Origin of the sequence: Vibrio sp. Y58_MX_L22 (genome assembly GCF_024181865.1) — a bacterium.
Lineage (GTDB): Bacteria > Pseudomonadota > Gammaproteobacteria > Enterobacterales > Vibrionaceae > Vibrio > Vibrio alginolyticus.
This window is the reverse complement of sequence record NZ_JAMZAN010000003.1, coordinates 100755-123425: the sequence shown is the minus strand read 5'-3', so window position 1 is coordinate 123425 and position 22671 is coordinate 100755. Positions and strand designations below refer to the sequence as shown.

At 45.9% G+C, this 22671-nt stretch carries 20 protein-coding genes and 2 pseudogenes; 13 read left to right on the top strand and 9 right to left on the bottom strand.

What is annotated here, in order from left to right:
• The first annotated feature begins 97 nt into the window (after positions 1–97).
• The 9 genes from NL626_RS08395 to NL626_RS08355 all read left to right on the top strand — a co-directional run bounded on the left by NL626_RS08395 (position 98) and on the right by NL626_RS08355 (position 10839).
• A complete protein-coding gene (locus NL626_RS08395; protein ID WP_137282725.1) occupies positions 98–1735 on the top strand; it encodes an electron transfer flavoprotein-ubiquinone oxidoreductase in 1638 nt (545 codons plus the stop codon).
• 242 nt (positions 1736–1977) lie between these two features.
• Complete coding sequence (locus NL626_RS08390) at positions 1978–2778, top strand: ABC transporter ATP-binding protein (protein WP_005373297.1); 801 nt, start codon at positions 1978–1980, stop codon at positions 2776–2778.
• The gene (locus NL626_RS08385) at positions 2778–4730 is read left to right on the top strand and encodes a long-chain fatty acid--CoA ligase (RefSeq protein ID WP_151515677.1); all 1953 of its coding nucleotides are present in this window, start codon (positions 2778–2780) and stop codon (positions 4728–4730) included. Before NL626_RS08390 ends, NL626_RS08385 begins: the two co-directional genes overlap by 1 nt.
• Positions 4730–5623, top strand: coding sequence for a branched-chain amino acid ABC transporter permease (locus NL626_RS08380; protein WP_005373295.1), 894 nt, complete (start codon positions 4730–4732; stop codon positions 5621–5623). The genes NL626_RS08385 and NL626_RS08380 overlap by 1 nt, the downstream gene beginning before the upstream one ends.
• Positions 5624–5634: 11 nt before the next feature.
• Positions 5635–6702: a branched-chain amino acid ABC transporter permease gene (locus NL626_RS08375; protein ID WP_005382737.1), complete on the top strand. Its 1068-nt coding sequence runs from the start codon at positions 5635–5637 to the stop codon at positions 6700–6702.
• A gap of 45 nt (positions 6703–6747) precedes the next feature.
• Complete coding sequence (locus NL626_RS08370; RefSeq protein WP_005373285.1) at positions 6748–7992, top strand: ABC transporter substrate-binding protein; 1245 nt, start codon at positions 6748–6750, stop codon at positions 7990–7992.
• An 80-nt stretch (positions 7993–8072) separates the two neighbouring features.
• Complete coding sequence (locus tag NL626_RS08365) at positions 8073–8894, top strand: ABC transporter ATP-binding protein (protein ID WP_054574668.1); 822 nt, start codon at positions 8073–8075, stop codon at positions 8892–8894.
• A gap of 9 nt (positions 8895–8903) precedes the next feature.
• Positions 8904–10106 carry a phenylacetate--CoA ligase family protein gene (locus NL626_RS08360; protein WP_170890151.1) on the top strand — a complete coding sequence of 401 codons (1203 nt, stop codon included), beginning with the start codon at positions 8904–8906 and terminating at the stop codon, positions 10104–10106.
• Between the two features lie 136 nt (positions 10107–10242).
• A complete protein-coding gene (locus tag NL626_RS08355; RefSeq protein WP_005382731.1) occupies positions 10243–10839 on the top strand; it encodes a methyltransferase domain-containing protein in 597 nt (198 codons plus the stop codon).
• Positions 10840–10842: 3 nt separating this feature from the next.
• Here NL626_RS08355 and NL626_RS08350 read toward each other — a convergent pair whose 3' ends face one another.
• The 3 genes and pseudogenes from NL626_RS08350 to NL626_RS08340 all read right to left on the bottom strand — a co-directional run.
• Positions 10843–11334, bottom strand: coding sequence for a hypothetical protein (locus NL626_RS08350; protein ID WP_253657220.1), 492 nt, complete (start codon positions 11332–11334; stop codon positions 10843–10845).
• 102 nt (positions 11335–11436) lie between these two features.
• Positions 11437–12113, bottom strand: a pseudogene (locus NL626_RS08345) (cytochrome c family protein).
• Between the two features lie 19 nt (positions 12114–12132).
• Positions 12133–12375: pseudogene (locus NL626_RS08340) on the bottom strand (molybdopterin containing oxidoreductase); the annotation flags it as partial.
• On the opposite strand from NL626_RS08340, the gene NL626_RS08335 reads away from it, so the two are divergent.
• Complete coding sequence (locus NL626_RS08335; protein ID WP_226083206.1) at positions 12342–12650, top strand: TPMT family class I SAM-dependent methyltransferase; 309 nt, start codon at positions 12342–12344, stop codon at positions 12648–12650. The pseudogene NL626_RS08340 and the gene NL626_RS08335 sit on opposite strands and share 34 nt — an antisense overlap.
• 131 nt (positions 12651–12781) lie before the next feature.
• Positions 12782–14695, top strand: a complete 1914-nt coding sequence (locus tag NL626_RS08330) for a BCCT family transporter (protein WP_064354691.1) — start codon at positions 12782–12784, stop codon at positions 14693–14695.
• 90 nt (positions 14696–14785) lie between these two features.
• On the opposite strand, the gene NL626_RS08325 is transcribed toward NL626_RS08330, so the two are convergent.
• Genes NL626_RS08325 through budA form a run of 3 tightly spaced genes read right to left on the bottom strand, consistent with a single transcriptional unit; the run spans position 14786 to position 18059 of the window.
• The gene (locus NL626_RS08325; RefSeq protein WP_054574665.1) at positions 14786–15544 is read right to left on the bottom strand and encodes an SDR family NAD(P)-dependent oxidoreductase; all 759 of its coding nucleotides are present in this window, start codon (positions 15542–15544) and stop codon (positions 14786–14788) included.
• Positions 15541–17244, bottom strand: a complete 1704-nt coding sequence (gene alsS / locus NL626_RS08320) for an acetolactate synthase AlsS (protein ID WP_047008215.1) — start codon at positions 17242–17244, stop codon at positions 15541–15543. The genes NL626_RS08325 and alsS overlap by 4 nt, the downstream gene beginning before the upstream one ends.
• A 29-nt stretch (positions 17245–17273) precedes the next feature.
• Positions 17274–18059 (bottom strand): acetolactate decarboxylase, encoded by a 786-nt coding sequence (gene budA / locus NL626_RS08315; RefSeq protein WP_005382707.1) that lies wholly within the window; start codon positions 18057–18059, stop codon positions 17274–17276.
• 97 nt (positions 18060–18156) lie between these two features.
• On the opposite strand from budA, the gene NL626_RS08310 reads away from it, so the two are divergent.
• Together NL626_RS08310 and NL626_RS08305 are read left to right on the top strand one after the other, a co-directional pair.
• A complete protein-coding gene (locus NL626_RS08310; RefSeq protein WP_213903275.1) occupies positions 18157–19038 on the top strand; it encodes a LysR family transcriptional regulator in 882 nt (293 codons plus the stop codon).
• A 178-nt stretch (positions 19039–19216) separates the two neighbouring features.
• A complete protein-coding gene (locus NL626_RS08305) occupies positions 19217–19972 on the top strand; it encodes a PhzF family phenazine biosynthesis protein (RefSeq protein ID WP_186585396.1) in 756 nt (251 codons plus the stop codon).
• Positions 19973–20041: 69 nt separating this feature from the next.
• Here the strand turns inward: NL626_RS08305 and NL626_RS08300 are convergent, their stop codons facing one another.
• Genes NL626_RS08300 through NL626_RS08290 form a run of 3 tightly spaced genes read right to left on the bottom strand, consistent with a single transcriptional unit; the run spans position 20042 to position 22591 of the window.
• Positions 20042–20170 carry a DUF2474 domain-containing protein gene (locus NL626_RS08300; RefSeq protein WP_005373267.1) on the bottom strand — a complete coding sequence of 43 codons (129 nt, stop codon included), beginning with the start codon at positions 20168–20170 and terminating at the stop codon, positions 20042–20044.
• A gap of 20 nt (positions 20171–20190) precedes the next feature.
• On the bottom strand, positions 20191–21198 hold the full coding sequence (gene cydB / locus NL626_RS08295) for a cytochrome d ubiquinol oxidase subunit II (RefSeq protein ID WP_047101326.1): 1008 nt from the start codon (positions 21196–21198) through the stop codon (positions 20191–20193).
• Between the two features lie 28 nt (positions 21199–21226).
• Positions 21227–22591 carry a cytochrome ubiquinol oxidase subunit I gene (locus NL626_RS08290; RefSeq protein WP_005382691.1) on the bottom strand — a complete coding sequence of 455 codons (1365 nt, stop codon included), beginning with the start codon at positions 22589–22591 and terminating at the stop codon, positions 21227–21229.
• Positions 22592–22671: the final 80 nt, after the last annotated feature.

Below are 22671 nucleotides of genomic sequence, written 5' to 3'. Positions count from 1 at the left end.
CTTTAAAATGATGTTAATTTACCTTTACGTTTGCGTCAACTTTAAATATATTGTTGATTAACAAGTTGGCAACATGCAAAGAAAAAGGAATGCAATCATGGAAAGAGACTGCATGGAATTTGATGTTCTGATTGTAGGCGCAGGTCCCGCAGGCTTGTCTGCGGCATGCCGAATCAAACAATTAGCAGCAGAAAAAGAACAAGACCTCTCTGTTTGCGTGGTAGAAAAAGGCTCTGAAGTTGGAGCGCATATTTTATCGGGCGCGGTGTTTGAAACGCGAAGTTTGGATGAGCTTTTTCCCGACTGGGAAGAGAAAGGCGCTCCGCTCAATACCAAAGTAAACCAAGATAAAACCTACTATCTAGGCAATGAAATCAATGGTCATGAACTGCCTTCTTGGGCGATGCCTAATACGTTACATAACAAAGGTAATTACATCATAAGTTTGGGCAGTCTATGCCGATGGATGGCGTTGCAGGCTGAGAACTTGGGGGTGGAGGTCTACCCAGGTTTTACCGCCAGTCAAGCGATCATCGATGAAGATAGTCGTGTTTGTGGCGTGATCACGGGCGATATGGGATTAGATAAAAATGGTGAACAAAAAGGAAATTTCGAACCTGGTATTGAACTGCGAGCGAAGTTTACTTTATTTGCTGAAGGCGCACGGGGGCATATTGGTAAGCAGTTGATTAACCGATTTAATCTTGCTGAAGAGAAAACTCCTCAACATTACGCTATCGGTTTTAAAGAGCTGTGGGAAATCCCATCAGAGCAGCATCAGCAAGGTTTAGTAGTGCACGGATTAGGCTGGCCGTTATCAAACGAAGCCACAGGTGGCAGTTATCTCTACCATTTAGAGGGAAACCAAGTTGCCGTCGGGTTGATTGTTGACTTGAATTATAAGAATCCGCACTTGAGTCCATTTGATGAGTTTCAACGTTTTAAACACCACCCGTTGATTGAGCAATACCTCAAAAATGGGAAGCGTATTAGCTATGGCGCGAGAGCGATCACCAAGGGCGGCTTTCATTCGCTTCCCACGCAGCAGTTTGCTGGTGGCTTGTTAATTGGCTGTGATGCAGGAACACTTAACGGCGCTAAAATCAAAGGCACACACACCGCAATGAAATCTGGCATGCTTGCCGCTGAAGCAGTATGTGAAGCCCTTGAGAGTCAGTCAGTTACTGCTGATTATCAAAAGCATTTCAAACAGTCTTGGCTGTATGAAGAGCTTTATCAAGCACGTAACTTCTCAAGTGGTATTCACCGCTTTGGATCGTGGCTGGGCGGTGGTTTAGCGCTGCTGGAACATAACGTATTAAAAGGCAAAGCTAAGTGGCATATCCGCTGTGATAAGCCTGATCATCAGTCTCTGTTATTGGCGGAAAACAGCAATGAAATTGTCTATCCGAAGCCTGATGGCGTGTTAAGTTTCGATCGCCTCTCTTCTGTTTATCTATCCAATATCTTCCATGAGGAAGATCAACCATGCCACTTACGACTGGAGAACCAGCGGATTCCTATTGAGCAGAACCTTGAATTATATGCAGAGCCAGCACAGCGCTATTGTCCGGCTGGCGTGTATGAAATCGTACAGGGGGAGCAGCAGCCAGAGCTTCAAATAAATGCGGCCAACTGTATCCACTGTAAGACCTGCGACATCAAAGATCCAAGTCAAAATATTACCTGGACTCCACCAGAAGGTGGTGGTGGTCCGAACTATCCAAATATGTAAGCGTTTGAGAATAATTTTTATTAACAATTTATTTACTTAAAGTTTGCGTTAGTTCAAATCTTTCTCGATGAACTCGATTGCAACTTAATCTTTCAGGCACTATTCTGATTTTAAATTGACGTTTACGTAAACTGAATACAAAGTTGATGCATAGGTGTAAAAGCGGTTACCAGTATCAAAGTTAGGTTTGATCAAATAGTGCTCAATGGAACGCACTTAAAATAACGAAAGGGAGATCAACTATGGTATCGGAATCGCCTCTGTTGCAGGTAAACGATATTTCATTGGCTTTTGGTGGGGTGAAAGCTTTAACTGACGTGAGCTTCCATGTGAATGAAAAGGAAATTTTTTCAATCATTGGCCCAAACGGTGCAGGTAAAACCTCAATGCTCAATTGCATCTCTGGTCGATACACACCAAACAAAGGCTCTGTAATCTTCGCTGGAGATGATGTAACTAAACGGACACCTAGCCAACGAGCTGAGTTAGGGTTGGGAAGAACCTTCCAAAACTTAGCGCTCTTTTCTCACATGTCGGTACTGGACAACATCATGGTTGGCCGACACCACCTACTAAAAAACAACTTCGTCACGGGGCCACTCTATTGGTTCTCTAATGCGCAGAAAGAAGAGATGGCGCACCGCAAATATGTGGAAGACGTGATCGATTTTCTAGAAATCCAGCACATCCGAAAAGCGACTGCAGGCACGCTATCTTACGGATTACGTAAACGTGTAGAGCTTGCTCGTGCCATTGCCTTAAAACCTAAGTTATTGCTGCTTGATGAACCAATGGCAGGAATGAACTTGGAAGAAAAGGAAGACATGGCACGTTACATCATGGATCTGAATGAAGAATTAGATATCACGATCATCATGATTGAGCACGACATGGGCGTGGTCATGGACATCTCTAATCGCGTTTTGGTTTTGGATTTCGGGAAACACATTGCTACAGGTGAGCCTGAAGAAGTGATGGCCAACCCACATGTGAAACAAGCGTACTTAGGCGAAGAGCTACCGACATTAGAGGAGAGTGCATAATGGCACAGCAACATAATGATTGGGCAGATATAACCCGCTTAGATACCTTTCCAAAAGTGTTGCAACACAATGCCAAGAACTGGCCCGAACAAGTCGCAATGCGTGAAAAGGAGTTTGGTATTTGGCGAGAGTTCACTTGGAAGGATTATGAAAACCGCGTCAAGTGGATGGCACTGGCACTACAAGATTTGGGTATTGGTGAGCAAGATGTCGTTGGTTTGCTAGGTGATAACCGCCCTGAATGGGTATGGGGCGAGTTAGCGGCACATGCGATCAAAGGTTTCTCGCTGGGCATCTATCAAGATTCTATGCACGAAGAGGTGGCGTACCTTATCAACTATGCCAAAGCAAAAGTCGTGATTGCCGAAGATGAAGAGCAATGCGACAAGCTGCTTGAGCTTGGTGATGAAATTCCTAGCGTTGAATACATTATTTACTGCGATCCTCGTGGAATGCGTAAATACGATGATCCAAGATTGATTGATGTTGAACAGGTCTACAAAAAAGGTCAGCTGATTGATAAAGCGGACCCAGACAAATATCTCAATATGGTTGTTGAAACCAAAGGCAGCGATCTTTCAATTCTTTGTACAACGTCGGGTACGACTTCTAAACCAAAATTGGCTCTGCTACACAGTGGCACGTTCTTGGATCACTGTGCGGCTTACTTGCGTGCAGACCCTCGTTCCCCAGGCGACAACTACGTTTCTGTTCTGCCTTTGCCTTGGATCATGGAGCAGGTTTACGTGGTTGGTCAGGCGTTGATTTCTCGTCAAATCGTTAACTTTGTGGAAGAACAAGAAACCATGATGTCCGACTTGCGTGAAATCGGTCCAAACTTTGTGCTGTTAGCGCCACGTGTGTGGGAAAACATTGTGGCAGACGTGTCTGCACGAATGATGGATTCGACACCGTTTAAGCAAAAGATGTACAAACTGGGCATGAGCTTAGCCAACAAAGCGCTGGAGCAGGGTAAACGCTCTAAGTTGGCTGAATGGATTCTTCTGCGTGCTCTGCGTGACCGTTTAGGGTTTTCGAACCTGACATCTGCGGCAACCGGCGGTGCGGCGATGGGACCGGATACTTTCCGTTACCTACAAGCTATTGGTGTGCCACTTAAGCAGCTTTATGGTCAGACCGAAATGTGTGGCGCATACACCGTGCACCAAGCGGATGATGTGGATTACGATTCCGTTGGTGTTGCGTTTGATAATGCAGAAGTGAAAGTCATCAACCCGGACAGCAATGGCGTTGGTGAAATCATCGCGAAAAGTACAGGTATGTTTACTGGCTACTTAAACAACCAAGCAGCATATGATGAAGATGTTCAAGATGGTTGGATGCACACAGGCGATGCGGGCTATTTTAAAGATTCCGGTCACTTGGTGGTGATTGATCGTCTGAAAGATATGTCGGAAACCAGCCATGGCGACCGTTATTCGCCACAGTTTATCGAAAACAAACTCAAGTTCTCGCCGTTTATTGCAGAAGCCGTGGTGGTAGGTAAAGGTCGACCTTGGCTGTCTGCCATCATCTGTATTCGCTATGCGATCGTCGCGAAGTGGGCAGAGCAACGCGGCTTGGCATTTACCAACTACACCAACTTATCTGCTCAACCAGAAGTGTACCAAGCGATTCGTGAAGAAGTTCAAAAAGTGAACGAATCCCTACCGGATGCACAGAAGATCAGCAAATTCATTCTACTTTACAAAGAGTTGGATGCCGACGATGGCGAGTTAACTCGTACGCGTAAAGTGCGTCGTGGTGTGGTTGCAGAGAAATACGGAGACATCATCGAAACCATCTACAGCGACGATCCAAAAGTCGATGTCGATACAGTGATCACTTATCAAGATGGCACTAAAACACGCATTCAAACGTCGCTAGTTATTGAAACGCTTATTGAGCATGAGCCAACACTAGTGGATAGCGAACAACGGAGGATCGCATAGTGAATACGGATTTATTACTGCAACTCGTCATTAATGGCGTGATCGTTGGCATGTTGTATGGCGTTGTCGCCATGTGCTTTGTATTGATTTACAAATCGACCCAGGTGGTCAACTTTGCTCAGGGTGAGTTCTTGTTGATTGGCGCATGGGTATGTTGGGCGGCATTGGTGCACCTACAGTTACCGTTTTTTATTGGCTTTTTACTCACGCTCGCGTTCATGATGATTTTTGGTATCGCCGTGCAAACCATTGTGCTCAGACCGTTGATTGGTGAACCGATTATCTCTGTGATCATGGTGACCATCGGTCTATCGATGTTTTTCCAAGCGCTGATGAAGTGGATATTCGGTGTCTCTGCTGTGTCGTACCCGCAAGTGTTCGAAACCAACGTGGTAAATATCGGAGGTTTGAATGTTGAGTTTGCTTACATTCTGAGCTTGATCTTCTCAATGCTCATCATGGGCGCGTTCTACTGGTTCTTCAAATTCAGCAAAATGGGTCTGGCAATGCGCGCAACGGCATTCAACCAGCAAGTAGCCCAGAGTCTTGGCATTTCCATCAAGAAAGTGTTCGCCATCAGTTGGGCCATTTCGGCAATGGTATCTGCAACAGCAGGGATTGTTATCGGTATCGTTAACGGCGTATCTGACGCGCTATCCATTATTGGTATCAAAGTTTTCCCAGCCGTTATTTTAGGTGGCTTAGATTCTGTAGTCGGCGCAATTGTCGGTGGTATTACCATCGGGGTGCTAGAAAACTTGGCTGAGTTTTTTGATAGCCAATACCTGCAAGTGGGTAACTTATACAACATCGCACCATTCTATGTGCTGTTAATCATTCTTGCCTTCAAGCCATATGGCCTGTTTGGTACCAAAGATATTGAGCGTATTTAAGGAGAAATAACATGGCTCAACTTAGCATGCGCCCATGTGGTGATTTTCGAACCACATACAAAAGCGATACGCCAATTTTTGAAACCAAAACCATCAGAAGCCTTGCGATTGCTGGTGTCATCGCCATGCTGGCAGCACCGCTGGTCTTGGATATTTACTTCCTAAACCTGTTTATTCAGATTGCATACCTCGGTATCGCGGCATTGGGCTTAAACATTTTGGTTGGTTTTACCGGACAAATCTCGCTAGGTCACGGTGCGTTCTTTGGCTTTGGCGCCTTTGCATCGGCTTGGCTAAATAACCAGTTTAACATTCCAGTCGTGTTTGCGATTCCGCTTGCGGGTTACTTAACCATGATTGTGGGGATGCTGTTTGGTCTGCCAGCAGCTCGAATTAAAGGTTTATATCTAGCCATCGCAACGTTGGCGGCGCAGTTTATTTTAGAGGACTTCTTTGCTCGCGCAGATTGGTTCAGTGGCGGCTCATACGGTGCAAGCGCGAACCCAATTAATTTGTTTGGCTTTGAGTTTACGACTGACGAAAGCTTCTTCTACATCGCTCTGTTTGCGCTGATCTTCATGTATATGTGGGCATCAAACTTAATCCGTTCTCGTGACGGTCGCGCGTTTGTCTCAGTACGAGATCACTATTTGTCAGCAGAGATCATGGGCATCAACCTAACCAAGTATCGTCTGCTCTCATTTGGAGTGTGTGCATTCTATGCAGGCATCGGGGGGGCACTCTACGGACATTATCTAGGGTTTGTATCAGCAGAAGGCTTCACCATCATGATGTCTATCCAGTTCTTGGCAATGATCATCATTGGTGGCTTGGGTTCAGTCAAAGGCACATTGATGGGGACGATATTTATCGTATTGCTGCCTGAAGTTTTGGAGTTTGGCGTAACGGGGCTTTCAGCGTTTGGTGATACCACCGCTTTCACTGATGGTCTGGCTTACTTCAAAGAGATGGCGATTGGTTTAGTCATCATGCTGTTCCTCATTTTCGAACCTCAAGGATTATCGCATCGCTGGCAACAGATTCGAGCATATTGGAAACACTATCCGTTCTCATATTAACGTGGAATTAAGTGGAATATACCTCAATAACAAGGACAACGAGTTATGAACAAAGGACATTTAGCGACAACGTTGGTGCTGTCATCTGCACTGTTTACTACCGCAACTTGGGCAAAAGATTCTGTGTTTGTCGGGCAATTAGTCGACTTTTCTGGACCAACTGCCTATGTAAGCAAGCCTTATGGTTCTGGCGTGCGAGACGCATTGCGTTGGATTAACCAAAACGGTGGCATTAACGGTACCGAGCTCGAATTTGAAACAGTAGACATGGCGTACAAAGTACCAGTGGCGATTTCCAACTATAAACGTTGGGTGGCGCGTAAAGACATGGTTGCGCTGCAAGGTTGGGGTACGGCGGATACCGAAGCACTTATTTCGTTTGTTACCAAAGACAAAGTGCCGGTGTTCTCTGCTTCTTACTCTGGTCACTTAACTGACCCAACTGGCAAAAACCCAAAAACCGCGAAACCAGCGCCTTATAATTTCTTTTATGGTGCGTCGTACTCAGATGCGTGCCGTGCGCTAGTTAAGTGGGCGAAAGAAGATTGGGAATCTAAGGGCAATCAAGGTGCGCCGAAATTTACGCACATTGGCGATAACCATCCATTCCCGAATGCGCCAAAAGAAGCGTGTGCAGAGTACGCCAAAGAGCTTGGTTTTGATGTGCAAAACCCAGTCGTTGTGTCACTAAAACCAGGGGACTTCAAAGCGCAATGTTTGTCGCTGAAAGAGTCAGGCACCAACTACGGTTACATTGCTAATATCGGTAGCTCGGTTATCTCACTAGTGAAGTCTTGTAACACGGTTGGGACAGAGTTCCAGTACATGGCAAACATTTGGGGCGGCGATAAGCCAGTGCTTGAAGCAGCAGGCGATGGCCTTAAAGATTACGTTTTCCCAGGTATGACAGCGTTTTGGGGAGATGATAATGAAGGCATGAAACTGGTCCGTGAGATTTCTAAGCAGTCTGAATCAGAGCCGGGCGAATTCAGAACTCACCATTACATTCGCGGTATTTGTTCTGCGTTCTATATGAAAGAAGCAATGGAGTGGGCGAAAGACAACGGTGGCATCACAGGTGAAAACATCAAGAAGGGCATGTATGTCCATGACAACTGGGTACCACAAGGCTTAGAAGGTGTTTGTGTCCCTGCGAACTGGAAACCGGAAGATCACCGAGGCACAACAACCGTGAACGTCTTTATGGGCAACAACGATGGCGGCGCAGTTGATATTAAGAAAGTATCTCAGGTGACATTGTCACGTCGTGACGATTGGCTAGGTTACTAATCTACGACTTATTAATAACAAAGCTTACTGAAAATAAGGATGGGTGAGAGAACACTCTCACCCTAGCAAGGAGTAGTTTGATGGCTGAATTAGCAACGAATATCGAACCGGCAGAAATACTGCTTTCAGTGAACAACATTGAAGTCGTCTACGACGAAGTAATACTAGTACTTCGCGGTGTGAGTTTAGAAGTTCCAAAAGGGCAGATTGTGACCTTACTGGGCGCCAACGGTGCGGGTAAATCCACAACGTTGAAAGCCATTTCTGGTTTATTGAAAACCGAAGATGGTGAAGTGACGCGCGGCGAAATCAACTTCATGGGCGAGCGTATAGACAACAAAAACCCGGAAGAGATCGTCCGTTCGGGCATCTTCCAAGTTATGGAAGGGCGCCGAATTGTTGAAGATATGACGGTAATAGAAAATCTTCGCTTAGGCGCTTATACACGCACTGACAACGAAGTTGAACAAGACATCGAAATGGTGTTTGACTATTTCCCGCGACTCAAAGAGCGCACTGGCCTGGCGGGCTATTTGTCTGGCGGTGAGCAACAAATGTTAGCGATTGGCCGAGCATTAATGGCTCGACCGAAGATGATTTTGTTGGACGAACCGTCTATGGGGCTTTCTCCACTGCTAGTTAAAGAAGTATTCAGCATTATTAACAAGATCAACAAAGAGCAAGGTATTACCATGCTTTTGGTTGAGCAGAATGCCAACTTCGCTCTTCAAGCGGCCGATTACGGTTACATCATGGAATCAGGCAAAATCGTACTAGATGGCAGCAAGCACGAATTGCTAAACAATGAAGACGTAAAAGAATTCTACCTTGGCGGCGGCGATGAAGATCGCAAGAGCTTTAAGAATCTGAAATCTTACAAACGTCGTAAGCGTTGGTTGTAAGGAGCAAGGATGAACGAACTATTTGATGCGAAAGAATCGTTGTCTCTACAGGCGCGAGAAGAGTCGCTGTTTCAACGTTTGCCAGCACTGATTGAGAATTCGAAAGCCAATAGCGAACATTACGCAGCGCATTTTTCTGAGTTAGATCCTACATTGGCAAACAATCGTGAAGGGCTTGCTCAGCTCCCGATTACACGTAAGTTCAATGTACCTAATCAGCAGCAACTTAAACCGCCGTTTGGTGGCTTAAATAGCGTTGCCATTGGTCAAATGGCGCGCGTATTCCAATCTCCTGGGCCGTTATATGAGGCTCAAACGGATGAGGCCGATTTCTGGCGTATGGGGCGCGCGTTTCACGCTGCTGGGTTCTGTGCGGGTGATTTAGTGCATAACACGCTCTCTTACCATTTCTCTCCTGGCGGATTTATTATGGATGGTGGCGCAAGGGCTTGTGGCTGTGCGGTATTTCCGGCTGGAGTAGGCAATACCGAAGCGCAAATAGAGGCAATTAAACAGCTTCAACCTAATGGTTACACTGGCACACCTTCTTATTTGCTGACGTTGCTACAAAAGTACCAAGAGAAATACAATGAGCTGCCTAGCTTTGAGAAAGCTCTGGTCTCTGGTGAAGCGGTTACAGCAGACATGCAACAGATGTTTGAGGAAAAAGGCATTGCAGTCTTTCAAGCCTACGCAAGTGCAGAGCTTGGTTTGATTGCTTATCAAGTGTCTGGTGAACAAGGATTAGTGATTGCCGAAGATATTATTGTTGAAATCGTTGATCCTGATGGTGTTCCTGTACAACCGGGAGAAGTCGGTGAAGTCGTTGTAACGTCGCTCGATGAGAAGTTCCCGCTGATTCGCTACGCAACGGGAGATTTATCGGCATACCTAGAGACAAGTTCTGATTCTTCACGCACGAATGCACGAATTAAGGGCTGGATGGGACGAGCAGACTCCGCGGTGAAAGTAAAAGGGCTGTTTGTTTATCCGCATCAGATCCAAGAAGTCTGTCGTCGCCACGATATTAAAGGCTCCTTGAAAATTGAGCGCGATGGCTTCAACGATGCCATTACTTTCTGTTGTCATGATGTGCATGTATCAGCAGAGGACATTCAAGCAACACTCCAGTCTGTCACTAAACTGAAAGGCAATGTCCAGTTTGTACCGAACCAAGCGGAGCAGCCGTTAATCAATGATCTTCGCAGTTAACTCATTGGTGGCATAAGTGCAGTAGAAAGTGGTTGTCATAAAAAACTAACAACGTCAGACAAAAGGCTAGAAAAGGGATACCACATTGCGCTGCGTATCCCTTTATTTTTTACTACCGCAATCAGGGAGCGGGTAAATGAAACAGGCACCAATGATTAACACACAATTCTGGGATGATTTGTTTATCCGAGGCACTATGCCTTGGGATGCCCAATCGACACCTCAAGAACTCAAGGACTATCTCGACAATTCACTTCATGTAGGCCAGTCAGTGTTTATTCCTGGGTGTGGTGCCGCTTATGAACTGAGCACTTTTATTCAATATGGGCATGACGTGATCGCGATGGATTACAGCCAAGAAGCGGTAAAAATGGCGCAATCAACGTTAGGTAACTACAAAGATAAAGTCGTATTGGGTGATGTATTTAATGCCGATTTTTCTCACTCGTTTGATGTCATTTACGAGCGGGCCTTTCTCGCAGCACTACCGAGAGATATGTGGTCAGAATACTTTTCGATGGTGGATAAATTATTGCCAAGCGGAGGTTTTCTAATTGGTTTTTTCGTCATTGATGATAATTACCTATCACGCTTTCCTCCATTTTGTTTGCGAAGTGGGGAGTTGGCATCTTTTCTAGAGCCCACGTTTGAACTTGTGAAGTCCTCAGTGGTGGCAAACAGTGTTGAGGTTTTTAAAGGCAGAGAGCAATGGATGGTGTGGCAGAAACGTTAGTCGTCACTGAGACTTCTTTAGAAAGTATTCGCGGAAACTGTCTGGTTCTTTTTTAATCGCTGAAAAGTAAGTCACAAATGTATGATATTTGGTCGATGCCATGAGCCAGAGAGCGATAATAGGAAAAAGTACAAAACTAACAAAAAAAAGTTTATGTTCATCTTCAAGAAGGAATAGGCCAAGAGCGTAAACAAGGAACTGAAAGTAAATATTGATTAAGTTGATTTCTGCCGCTTTAGGTTTGCCTCTAACAATCATCATGTTTGGGATAACAAGCAGTAGAGTCATGACCCCAGCAAAAGAAAAGCTTAGAGCCAAGAAAGTATCAGTAGTTAAGTGCTCAGACGACTGGTCAATCAATATTGCCAGCAACGTTACTGCCATGCCGCCTCCCATCATAATCAAGGTAATGACTGCCACGCCAACAAGAAAAACCCAAATAGAAAGGTAATGGTTGTCAAAAAACTCTTCTGCCTTCAATCTTTTAAACCTCATCGATACATACTGTGAAATAACAGAGGTTACTTCACTCTATTCCTGTTGAGGGGATACTCACACAGAAAGAATACGTATGTAAAATATCAATAAGCGTTAGTTTTAAAGGCGGGAGTTACCCCCATAATAGGTCGAAAGGTATTTCAGAATGGCTTCGCGATTATCACCCGGCAGTTCATCCATCCCTTGCTCTTCAATCATCCAGTCTAAGGTTTCATCTCATCGTTGGCGGCTTAGTCATTGTTGTGTGACCATGTGTAACGAATGACAGGCTGAGCAGACTGCCGCGACGAGTTCCATATTCTCTCCTGGCGCTAATATCCCATCACCAGCTGATTTGACCTCCACTTCAGATGAAGCAGTATTCCAATCTGGTGGCGTGTAGGGTTTTGGGTTGCTAGCCATGCAATGATTGCGGCTCGCGCACCCGGGTCTTTTACGCCGGGAAAGACCATGTTTGTGCCCGGAGCAAACTCCTGTGGTGACGCCAAAAACAGCATCCAGTTTTTCTGCGTCCCATTGACCTTGATGCTGTTTGATGGCTTCGCTGTAATTGAAGCCTGTAAAGCCGGCAATATCACGCTCTGCTAAGCCCCAAAGAGGCAGCCCCACAAGCACTTCCTCCATTTTTCAAACTGGTGACAAGCTTTACACACCATCGCTTGCTGTTCGCCTGCGGCTATCAACTCGTCATTGTTTGCTAAGGCTGAGTAACTTAACAGCGCGAGAAAAGTAAACGAGAGCGGGAAAACCCGCTTATTTAAGGATGTTGCTTTCACTGTTATTCCCCCTTCATGTTTAACCCTTAACAATCAGCGCGATTCGGTGGAAGGTGTTGTTGAGGTAACCTTTCGGGTTCCATGTGATAGCAAAAGGTTGGCCCACCTCTTGGTCATCAGTCGCCTTTGCCCCAACTTCGTAGTAGCCCGCTTGGGGGAATGTCACTTTGGCGTTGAACGTCTGCCAAGCGCTGTCATTGGCTGGGGCTGCGAGTTCGGCATCCATCCATGTTGCGCCAAAATCAATCCTTTCTCGCTGCACTACCGAGAGACCAGTGGCCAGATTACTTTGCTATGGTGGATAAATTGCTGACAAGAGACGGTTTGTTAATTGGTTGTTTCGTTATAGATGATGATTACCACTCTCGCTTCCCTCCATTTTGTTTGCGAAGTGGGGAGTTGGAGGGTTATCTAGAACCGACGTTTAAGCTTGTGGAATCCTCAGTGGTGGCAAACAGTGTTGAGGTTTTTAAAGGTAGGAGCGCTGGATGGTGTGGCAGAAAAGTTGCCGTATTTAAACGCTATGGCATCAAATAATGAATACAAAATCAGCGTCACATAATGCATCTTTTAAAGACAATTATTCTTGTGGTAACGATAAGTGTTGTGAATTGGCGAAGTTGCGAGAAATGTGGATCATGTCCTTTGAAAATATAAGGATATATAATATGGACAAATCATTTTCTCTCATCGATAAGCCTACCTTCTTAGGCTCACTCTTTCTTTTACTCAGCGTCGTTATACCCTTAATTTTATTTCCCACACAAGGTGCGGATTGGATAGCTTCGGCCAAATTTTTCATGACCGATAAGCTTGGTGTGTTATACCTCGCACTGGGTATCGCAGCAATGTGTTTTATGATTTACACCGTGTTCAGCGATCTTGGCCAAATCAAACTTGGTGAAGCCGACGAGCAACCAGAATTTGGTAACGCCTCATGGGCTGCAATGCTATTTTGTGGAGGTATTGGCGCAAGTATTCTGTATTGGGGGTGTATCGAGTGGGCATACTACTATCAATCACCACCATTTCAGTTGGAAGCAGGCAGTGAAGAAGCCATTCGCTGGGCCGCGACTTATGGTCTGTTTCACTGGGGACCGATTGCTTGGTCAATTTACCTTATTCCTGCTCTGCCTATCGCTTACTTCTTTTATGTACGCAAACAACCTGTTTTGAAAATCTCTAGTGCGTTAATGCCTGTATTAGGAGAAAAGCGTGCAAACGGTGGTATTGGCAAGTTTATTGATGTGTTGTTTATTTTTGGTATGTTGGGTGGCGCGGCGACTACGCTTGGCTTAGCAGCGCCTCTTATCAATGGTGGTCTACATCATATCTTCGGTCTTCCAAACAATACCTTCAGCCAAGTGGCTGTATTACTTCTCTGTACTGCTATTTTTGGTTACTCCGCGTATGCAGGGCTTGAGAAGGGGATCAAATTCCTTAGTAACATTAACTTCTGGGGTGCGATGGGCTTGTTACTCTTTATACTTGCCGTTGGGCCAACCGTGTTCATGTTAGAAACGGGCTTAGATTCAATTGGTCGTATGTTGTCTAACTTCTTTGTTATGGCTACCTGGGCGGAGCCGTTTGGTGGTTATGGTGAGTTTACAGATACACACTTCCCGCAAGACTGGACTATTTTCTACTGGGCATGGTGGTTGGTCTTTGCTCCTTGTATGGGATTGTTTGTTGCGCGTATCTCGCGTGGAAGAACGATCAAACAGATGGTCGTAGGTTCTATATTTTACGGTTCTTTAGGTTGTTTCTTATTCTTCATTGTTTTAGGTAACTATGGTTTATCGTTGCAATTGACGGGTGAGCTTGATGTCATTGCAATCCTCAACGAATCAGGCGCGCCAGCGGCTATTTTTGCAACGTTAGACACATTACCGTTAGGGCCAATCGTTATTGGTGTTTTTACACTATTGTGTATCATTTTTACGGCGACTTCGTTTGACTCTATCTCGTACATTCTTGCGTCTGTGGTTCAAAATGATGTGACGGAAGAACCGATGCGCTGGAACCGTTTGTTCTGGGCGTTTACTTTGTCTTTTCTGCCAACCGTCCTAATGTTCATGGGAGGTTTATCGACATTACAAACCGCTGCGATCGTGGGAGGTTTACCGTTGTTAGTTATCTCGGTGATGTTGATGGTGTCCTTTGTCCGCGCGGCGAGCCTAGATATTAAACATCAAGCAGAATACGAAGAGCCAACCATTAACATTGAAGAACTGCCGGAAATTGACCCTTGGTCAACAGAGGGAATGGCTTTGGCGAAATTTGAGCGCTTTAAAGACTTAGCTCAACAGGCGGCTGAAGAAGAGCGCGAAGCAATGGCGGCCCTGATGAGCATGCGTAAGAGAATTCGCGCATTTGCCTTAGAACACAGCTGTGAATCTGGGTTTTCGGACCATCATTTACCAGAAGAGATGCAAACAGAGCTACAGCAACTAACCGAAGCGCTTGAGTTGGCTCAAAAGAAGAAACAAGAACTGTCTGAGCAAGCCCAAGAATCTCGAATGGAATTTAATCATGTGTTATTAGGCGGCGCGTCGGCAGGTTTAGCAACATCGCAGGCTTAAGAACAGGCACACAAGAGCCGAGTACAAACTCGGCTCTTTTTTTGCGTGGATACCTTACAGTTAAAAATTCTGCTCAATCAGTGTTAATGCTTACACTATTTTAGGTTGACCATCTGATGCGGTGGCACCGCCGTCTACAGGTAGGTTTACGCCATTAATGAAAGATGCGTCATCACTTGCCAAGAAAGTCACGACGGACGCAATTTCTTCAGGTTCGGCGGCTCGGCCGAGCGCAATGCGCTCATTGAATTTATCGCGGATTTCCTGCGGCCAGCCGTTCGTCATGTTGGTTTTTACTAAGCTTGGGCATACGGCGTTAATTCTTACGCCCTCCGCACCATGGTCCAATGCCATCGCTCGGGTAAGGTTCACCACTGCGCCTTTACTCGCGCAATAGAATGCGGCACCCCAGTCACCACCCAAACCGGAAACGGACGCGGTATTTACCATACAACCTTTCGTTTTTAAGAGTTCAGGCAAAGCAAACTTCGCGCAATAAACAACACCATCAATGTTTACACCAGAGATCTTCTTCCAGTCTTCCACACTACCTTCAATCACGGAACCAGGGACATGTACGCCAGCATTGTTTACTAAAATATCCAGTTTACCGAAACGGGTAACAACATCAGAAATCAGTGCTGCGACTTTTTCTGGGTCAGAAACATCAATAGAATGCGCAGACACACGCTGTTTATCAAAGCCCTCAACGGCGTTTGCCAACTGCTCTTCATTCCAATCGGCAAGAGCGACGTTTGCGCCTTCTTCATACAAACGTTTTGCGATGGCCAAACCAATACCATTGGCAGAACCAGTGACGAGTGCGACTTTATTTTTTAATCCTCTCATGCGATTTCTCCTTCGAAACTTACAAAAACGGGATCTTGATTTTTCTCTGTGCGCGGCAACATCAGTTTGTCGTTGTCGCTGTAATCTACGGGGATAGCCACCACTGCTGGTCCTTCAACGTCCATGGCTTTATTCAATGTCGGTAGCAATTCGTGTTGACTAGTCACTGCGAAGCCTTTCGCGCCAAATGATTCGGCGTAGGCCTTGAAATCAATTGGTCCAAATTTCACACCAGAGCAGCGCTGATATTTGTTGATCTCTTGCATTTCTACCATGTTGTAGGCGTTATCAACCCACACAATATGGACGATATTGCAGTTCAGTCTAACCGCGGTTTCTAACTCCATGCTCGATTGCATAAAACCGCCGTCTCCCGATATCGATACCACTTTGCTACCAGGTTTTAGTAGGCTGGCACCAATGGCCCATGGTAGTGCAACGCCCATTGTTTGTTGGCCGTTAGACACCAGCATTTGGCGAGCTCGAAAACAGCTCAAGTAACGAGCGATCCAGATGTGGAAGCTCCCCATATCAAGGCATAGCGTGGTATCCGGTGTGATGATAGATTGCATAGCTTTTATTAGCGCCAGTGGATGAAATCCTTGCTTGTTATAGACATTGGGATAGGTTTTGATCACTTGCCGTTGCAGTGCGACCTCTTCCAGTACTGAAAGTGCCGTTGGGGAAAGGCGAGCATATTCAGAGATATAGCTGCCCATCTTGTCTAATGACTGCGCAATGTTTCCGACGATTTCAACACAAGGCTGATAATTAAGTTGGTATTCTGCTGGTTCAATATCGAGGTGAATCACTGGGTTGCGGTGGCTGTTCCAAAGCTCAGGGTCATACTCTATTGGGCTAAAGCCGATGGTGAGAATTAAATCGGCGTCCCGCAGTAAAACATCGCCAGGTTGGTTATTAAACAAACCGACACGCCCAGCAAAGTGATGATAGTAATTGATGTCTACCGTGCCGGCGGCCTGGTAAGTGCCGACAACGGGTAGCTGCGTATTTTGAAGAAACCGAGCGATAGCAGCAGCGTTTTGACTGCGGCTCGCGTGAAGGCCAAGTAAAACCACACAGCGCTTTGCTTTACTGATTCGACTGACCGCTTCTTCGATTGCTGCGATGTCTGCGCAACCAGGCTGTGTGTAAGGCGAGGGGACAATAATGTCCGTTTGGGTTTGCTCGGATAAAACATCTTGGGGGAGACTCAAAAAGCAAGCCCCAGGACGACCTGACTCTGCGATACGAAATGCGTTCGCCATGATCTCGCTTGCGGCGTCCACATGCTGCACTTCAGCACTGAACTTAGTTATAGAGCGAAAAATACTGACGGTATCCATGCTCTGGTGTGTTTGTTTTTGCTGGTCAGTTCGTTTCACCGCACCACCGATAGCAATCAGCGGATCGCCTTCGGAGTTTGCTGTTGCAACCCCCGTAACTAGATTTCCACAGCCAGGGCCTGACGTAACCATTGTGACGCCTGCTTTGCCGGTTAGTCTTCCCATAACGCCCGCCATAAACGCGCCGTTAGCCTCGTGACGTACCGGAATCATTTGGATGTTAGTGTCTTCAATCGCATCGAACAGTCGATCTATTTTTGCACCAGGAATACCGAAAATGTACTTAATGCCGAGAGACTCTAGCTGTTGAGCGATCAACTGAGCTCCATTTTTATTTGAAGGTTTGGATTGCATTTGTTGTCCTTATTATTTGCCTGACTTTGTTACTTTTCCGCCTTTTCTATGGCGGTATTTATATCTTCCGGAGCCAAATTGGCGTTGAGGAAGTCTGTCGATACTGGGGTATCAATCACTAGCCGTGAGACTTTGCCAATCTGGAGGAACCCTGACGAAATGCTGTAATCCTGGATATGACCACCTCCTTGGCGGTCATCGGTAATAAAGTGTTCGTGATAGCCGGGCACATTAATGCCAGTCGTGTATTTAGGACTGCGAAAGCCGGCGACCACGCCTTGCTTATGCGTGAAGCGGAATGTTGGTTGTTCTTTGACCACTTCAAGCATTGGCCGATAAGGGCGTGTTTGTTTAGGTACGGTACGAGTGCGAACTGAATCGAAAACGCCATCAATGCGCACTGCGCAAAATAGGTTATCGCTTGGAACCATGTCGTCTATGAGGTTATGGACTTCATGACGTGACATGCGCGATGTCAGTGGCAGCTCGATATCAGGTTTAAAAAAAGTCATGACAGCAAAGGGCGTTTTTTGCGCTAGGTCTGCCGGGTTTGCGGAGCCATCCGACTTGAGTTGAAAAACTTCCTTATCAAAAGCAATCAACTCACCATCCAATTCATTGAACGTACCTAAACCAAAATCCCCATGTTTCAGCAGTTCTTCTATGGTTGTTGAGCCTTCGTAAACACCAGCTATCAAAGCACTCATTAACGAAGTCTGATAAATCTCACCATCTCCGGTAACGTGATGGTATTCAGAAAATTCTTTCGCTACTTCAAGCGAACAAGCGCATAGAGGGTTATAAAATCCACGCATGAGTAAGACCAGTTATGCAATGAAGAGTATATTTAGATTGACTTCTACACGGTGCTAAATCCAATATAAAAAAGATTTATTTTGATATGGAAAATATATGGAATTTCGCTACCTGAAGTATTTTGTCGCGGTCGCCGAGACTCGTCACTTTACCCGAGCAGCTGAACAGTTAGGGATTGCGCAACCTCCTTTGAGTCAACAAATCAAAAAGCTAGAGCACGAGCTTGGCGTGGACTTATTTAAGCGCTTGTCTAGAGGAGTAGAACTGACCCATGCAGGGCAAGTCTTTTATACGGATGCGGTAAATATTCTTGCTGATGTGGAACGCGCTAAAGCAAAAGCCCGACAGATTGCCCGTGGTGAAAATACGCAGGTTAAAATCGCGTTCGCGACGTCAACATCAACCTGCATTAAGGTATTGGAGAGGATTGGGCGTATTCAAGAGAATGGGGTTCATTTACAGACGGCGGAACTATCAATGCCAGAGCTTGCCACTCAGTTAAAAAGCAAACAACTTGATCTCGCAATCATGCGGCTACCCTGTTACGCCAGTGAGCCTTTTGAGCACAAGGTGTTGTTTAACGACCCGTTTGTCGCGGTGATTCCGGCGGGGCACGAACTGGCAAAATATCCCTGTATCCAGATGAAACAGTTGAGAGGCCATAAAATTTTACTGTTTCCACGAGAGACTGGACCCGCATTGTTTGATGGCATGAGCACACTTTTTGCCGACGCAGGAGTAAGGCTCGAACCACAGTTCGCAGCACCGCAACTTCGTACGACGATTGCCATGGCGCAGGCTGGGTTAGGTATCGCTCTCGTTCCGCGCTCACTGGCTGAACATCTCGATGATTCCGCGACAGTCGCCGAGATTGAGGATATCCCTCTCACTAGTCGTGTTGTTGTTGCTTGGGAGGCGTCTAATCTCAATAAACAAGCGCTAAAAGTAGCCATGCACATCGGTCATGTTGAGGCTTAAAGCTTTGTCATATAACCTGTCGATTGTACCCAACGAACAAAACTTACTGAAGATTGCGACTCTGTTGTCGTATATATTACCTACATCAAGTTGACTTGATAGCTGAACTCTCGTTTTTATCGAGATGATAATGACGAGGACCTTGATTTAATGCATGGTTAAACCGCAAGGGTGATGGATGATTAAAGCGCAAATATTTGATGTATTTTGTGATGAGTTAGCTCAAGGTAATCCATGTGGCGTTGTCGAACTAAATCACTGGCTGAGTGATTCTGAATTACTTCAAATCACTCATCAGGTCGCTCAACCTGTCACATCATTTGTGGTTCAGTCTGGCAGTGACTACCACATTCGCTGGTTTAGCCTAGAAGGAGAGATCAACCTATGCGGACACGGAAGTTTGGGCGCAGGCGCTGCAATCATTTCCAACTATCATAAGAACGAGGTCATTCTACAAAGTCAGTATGGTCATGTTACCGTTACTGGACTGGATGGAATGTATCGGATAGTGATGCCAAGTTGGCTAGCCAAGCCTCATGCCATCCCCTTGGGTATTTCAGGCTTTTCCAATCACCCCGTAGATGCTTTTACAACGCGTGATTTGGTTGTTGTTCTCGAATCAGAAGATGATGTTGTTCGCTATCAACCTAACTTTGATGAGCTGATTAAAATTGATGAGTTTCATGCTGTCATCGTGACGGCTCAAAGTTCTGATAGTGGCTATGTGCTGCGTTACTTTGCACCTAAAATCGGTATTTCAGAAGATCTTGCCACAGGTTCGGCTCAGTGCTCATTGGCGCCTTATTGGTTTGAAAAGCTAGGCAAAGAAAAATTGACGGCTCGTCAGCTATCTCGTGCTGGTGGTTATTTTGAAGTGGCTCGCGGTTTAGAATCTACGATCGTATTGTCTGCACACGTGAAAAGTCGGACTTGAATGCAAACGCCTCTAGCTCTTACACAAGATCTAGAGGCATCCATTTTTTATTGACTTAAACGTGCCGAGCTAAGATTTTAACCCTGCAGCGGTCATCATGACGCGAAATAACATAGACACTAACCCTAATGCAGCGACGCTAACGACCCATATTCCAACCATCCAAGCCCATTGGCGGCACCAATTTTTGATTTTCATACTCACTCCTTATCAACTCGTTAATGGTACGCTTCGCCTTCTTTTACTTTTCCGGAGAAGACGTAGTAACTCCAAAAGGTGTAAGCCAGAATAATCGGGATGATGATCACTGCTCCAACGAGCATAAAGCGCTGACTGCTTGCAGGAGCCGCTGCTTCCCATATTGATATGCTAGGAGGAATGATATTTGGCCAGATACTGATGCCAAGCCCAGCGAACCCGAGAATCACGATCACTAACGCCATCACGAAAGGGCTGCGCTCTTTACGCTTTTTAACGGAGTCGGCAATCTTCAAACATACCAGCCCAGTAATGACAGGTACGGGCAGTAAGTAGAACAAATTAGGCAGAGAAAACCATCTTTCCGCAATGGCAGGGTAAGCAAGTGGAGTCCAAGCGCTCACAATGACTAATGCGGAGATCATCGCCAGTAGTGTTTTGTTAGTGAAGCGGTGCATCGTGTTTTGCAGTTCACCTTCCGTCTTCATGATGAGCCATGTGCTACCAAGCAGCGCGTACGTTGCGACTAAACCCAAACCACAAAAGATGGGAAAAGGGCTGAGCCAGTCGAGTTGGCTACCTACGAAGACGCGGTTTTCCACCGCAAAGCCTTGAATTACCGCGCCAACAACGATGCCTTGGAAAAACGTGGTTAAAATCGAGCCGACCATAAAAGAGCGATCCCAGAACTTTAAGTGATTTTCCAATGCTTTAAAGCGAAACTCAAACGCGACGCCACGAAAGATCAAAGCAATCAACATCAACGTTAAAGGGATGGTTAGCGCTTCAATAATTACCGCGTAAGCCATCGGAAAAGCGCCAAATAGAGATGCGCCTCCAAGCACAATCCAAGTTTCGTTGCCGTCCCAAACTGGCGCGACACTGTTGACCATGACGTCTTTTTGTTTTTCATCCTTGATGAAGGGCATCAGTATTCCAATACCCAAATCGAAGCCATCCATGATGATGTACATCAAAGTGGCAAAAACGATGATCGCGAACCAAATCACGGATAAATCAAAATGCATATTCTCTACCTTAACTTTGTGACAAATTCTAGATGCGGCCTGAAACGGTCGTCATGTCGTGCTCATCGTGTTCGATTGCATCGGGGCCTTTCTTGATTTGGTGGATCATGTAGTAATACCCAAAACCAAACACCAAGCTGTACACAACAAGGAAACACAGCAGGCTGATGCTCATTTGTAGGTCTCCGTGTGCAGAAACCGCGTCACGCGTTTTTTGTACGCCATACACCACCCAAGGTTGCCGACCAACCTCAGTCGTAAACCAGCCAGCGAGTATTGCGATAAGACCAGATGGCCCCATAAATAATGAAAACTTGAGGAACCAACGCGAGGTATAAAGCGTGTTCTTTTTTCGTAACCATATGCTGTAGAAGCTCTGTAAAATCATCAGAAGTCCTAGCCCGACCATGATTCGAAATGACCAAAAGACGATAGGTGAGTTCGGTCGTTCCTCTTTCGGGAAGTCTTTCAGCGCCGGGATTGGCTCAGTTAAACTGTGGCGTAGGATCAAACTTCCTAAAACAGGAATTTCTAAGGCATAGTCTGTGCGTTCTTGTTCCATGTTTGGCATGCCGAACAATATCAATGGGGTTGGTTTGCCATCGCTGTTATCCCAATGTCCTTCGATGGCAGCGATTTTGGCGGGCTGGTGTTCCAGAGTGTTTAGCCCGTGCACATCGCCAATCACGGCTTGGAGTGGCGCAAGGAACACTAAGATCCCGAGCGACATCGAAAACATGGTTTTTACCGCAGTCGATTGATTGCCTCTCAATAAATGCCAAGCGGCTGACGCGCCTACAAAGAGTGCTGAACTGACGAAAGCCGCGACGCTCATGTGCGCCAAACGATAAGGAAATGAAGGATTGAAAACGATAGCAAACCAGTCGGTTGGCACCACACGTCCGTCGACAATTTCATAGCCTTGTGGCGTTTGCATCCAACTGTTGGAGGCAAGAATCCAGAACGTCGAAATGATCGTTCCTAACGCCACCATCGAGGTTGCAAAAAAGTGCAGCTTTTCGCCGACGCGACGCCACCCAAACAGCATTACGCCAAGAAATCCGGCTTCGAGAAAGAAAGCCGTTAACACTTCATAAGTCAGTAATGGGCCTGTGATAGAACCAGCGAAGTCGGAGAAACCACTCCAGTTGGTGCCGAATTGATAAGCCATGACAAGACCAGATACAACACCCATTCCAAAGTTAACCGCAAAAATTTTCGACCAGAAGTGATAGAGCTTTTGGTAATCGGGATTACGTGTTTTTAGCCATAAGCCTTCCAGCACGGCGAGATAGGTGGCCAAACCTATGGTGATAGCGGGGAAAATAATATGAAAGGATACCGTAAAGGCGAACTGTATCCGTGCAAGCATAAATGCGTCGAGGCCAAACATTAAACTTCCTTTGATCTTTTAAGTTTTATGAGAGAGCTATTTTAAAAGGAGCGGAATGAGGGAAGTAGGTACAGACAGTG

What these genes read in the sequence shown, in the direction of transcription:
- NL626_RS08395 (WP_137282725.1), top strand. Translation starts at nt 98, where the DNA reads ATGGAAAGAGACTGCATGGAATTTGATGTTCTGATTGTAGGCGCAGGT.
- NL626_RS08390 (WP_005373297.1), top strand. Translation starts at nt 1,978, where the DNA reads ATGGTATCGGAATCGCCTCTGTTGCAGGTAAACGATATTTCATTGGCT.
- NL626_RS08385 (WP_151515677.1), top strand. Translation starts at nt 2,778, where the DNA reads ATGGCACAGCAACATAATGATTGGGCAGATATAACCCGCTTAGATACC.
- NL626_RS08375 (WP_005382737.1), top strand. Translation starts at nt 5,635, where the DNA reads ATGGCTCAACTTAGCATGCGCCCATGTGGTGATTTTCGAACCACATAC.
- NL626_RS08370 (WP_005373285.1), top strand. Translation starts at nt 6,748, where the DNA reads ATGAACAAAGGACATTTAGCGACAACGTTGGTGCTGTCATCTGCACTG.
- NL626_RS08365 (WP_054574668.1), top strand. Translation starts at nt 8,073, where the DNA reads ATGGCTGAATTAGCAACGAATATCGAACCGGCAGAAATACTGCTTTCA.
- NL626_RS08360 (WP_170890151.1), top strand. Translation starts at nt 8,904, where the DNA reads ATGAACGAACTATTTGATGCGAAAGAATCGTTGTCTCTACAGGCGCGA.
- NL626_RS08355 (WP_005382731.1), top strand. Translation starts at nt 10,243, where the DNA reads ATGAAACAGGCACCAATGATTAACACACAATTCTGGGATGATTTGTTT.
- NL626_RS08350 (WP_253657220.1), bottom strand. Translation starts at nt 11,334, where the DNA reads ATGAGGTTTAAAAGATTGAAGGCAGAAGAGTTTTTTGACAACCATTAC.
- NL626_RS08335 (WP_226083206.1), top strand. Translation starts at nt 12,342, where the DNA reads ATGTTGCGCCAAAATCAATCCTTTCTCGCTGCACTACCGAGAGACCAG.
- NL626_RS08330 (WP_064354691.1), top strand. Translation starts at nt 12,782, where the DNA reads ATGGACAAATCATTTTCTCTCATCGATAAGCCTACCTTCTTAGGCTCA.
- NL626_RS08325 (WP_054574665.1), bottom strand. Translation starts at nt 15,544, where the DNA reads ATGAGAGGATTAAAAAATAAAGTCGCACTCGTCACTGGTTCTGCCAAT.
- alsS (WP_047008215.1), bottom strand. Translation starts at nt 17,244, where the DNA reads ATGCAATCCAAACCTTCAAATAAAAATGGAGCTCAGTTGATCGCTCAA.
- budA (WP_005382707.1), bottom strand. Translation starts at nt 18,059, where the DNA reads ATGCGTGGATTTTATAACCCTCTATGCGCTTGTTCGCTTGAAGTAGCG.
- NL626_RS08310 (WP_213903275.1), top strand. Translation starts at nt 18,157, where the DNA reads ATGGAATTTCGCTACCTGAAGTATTTTGTCGCGGTCGCCGAGACTCGT.
- NL626_RS08305 (WP_186585396.1), top strand. Translation starts at nt 19,217, where the DNA reads ATGATTAAAGCGCAAATATTTGATGTATTTTGTGATGAGTTAGCTCAA.
- NL626_RS08300 (WP_005373267.1), bottom strand. Translation starts at nt 20,170, where the DNA reads ATGAAAATCAAAAATTGGTGCCGCCAATGGGCTTGGATGGTTGGAATA.
- cydB (WP_047101326.1), bottom strand. Translation starts at nt 21,198, where the DNA reads ATGCATTTTGATTTATCCGTGATTTGGTTCGCGATCATCGTTTTTGCC.
- NL626_RS08290 (WP_005382691.1), bottom strand. Translation starts at nt 22,591, where the DNA reads ATGTTTGGCCTCGACGCATTTATGCTTGCACGGATACAGTTCGCCTTT.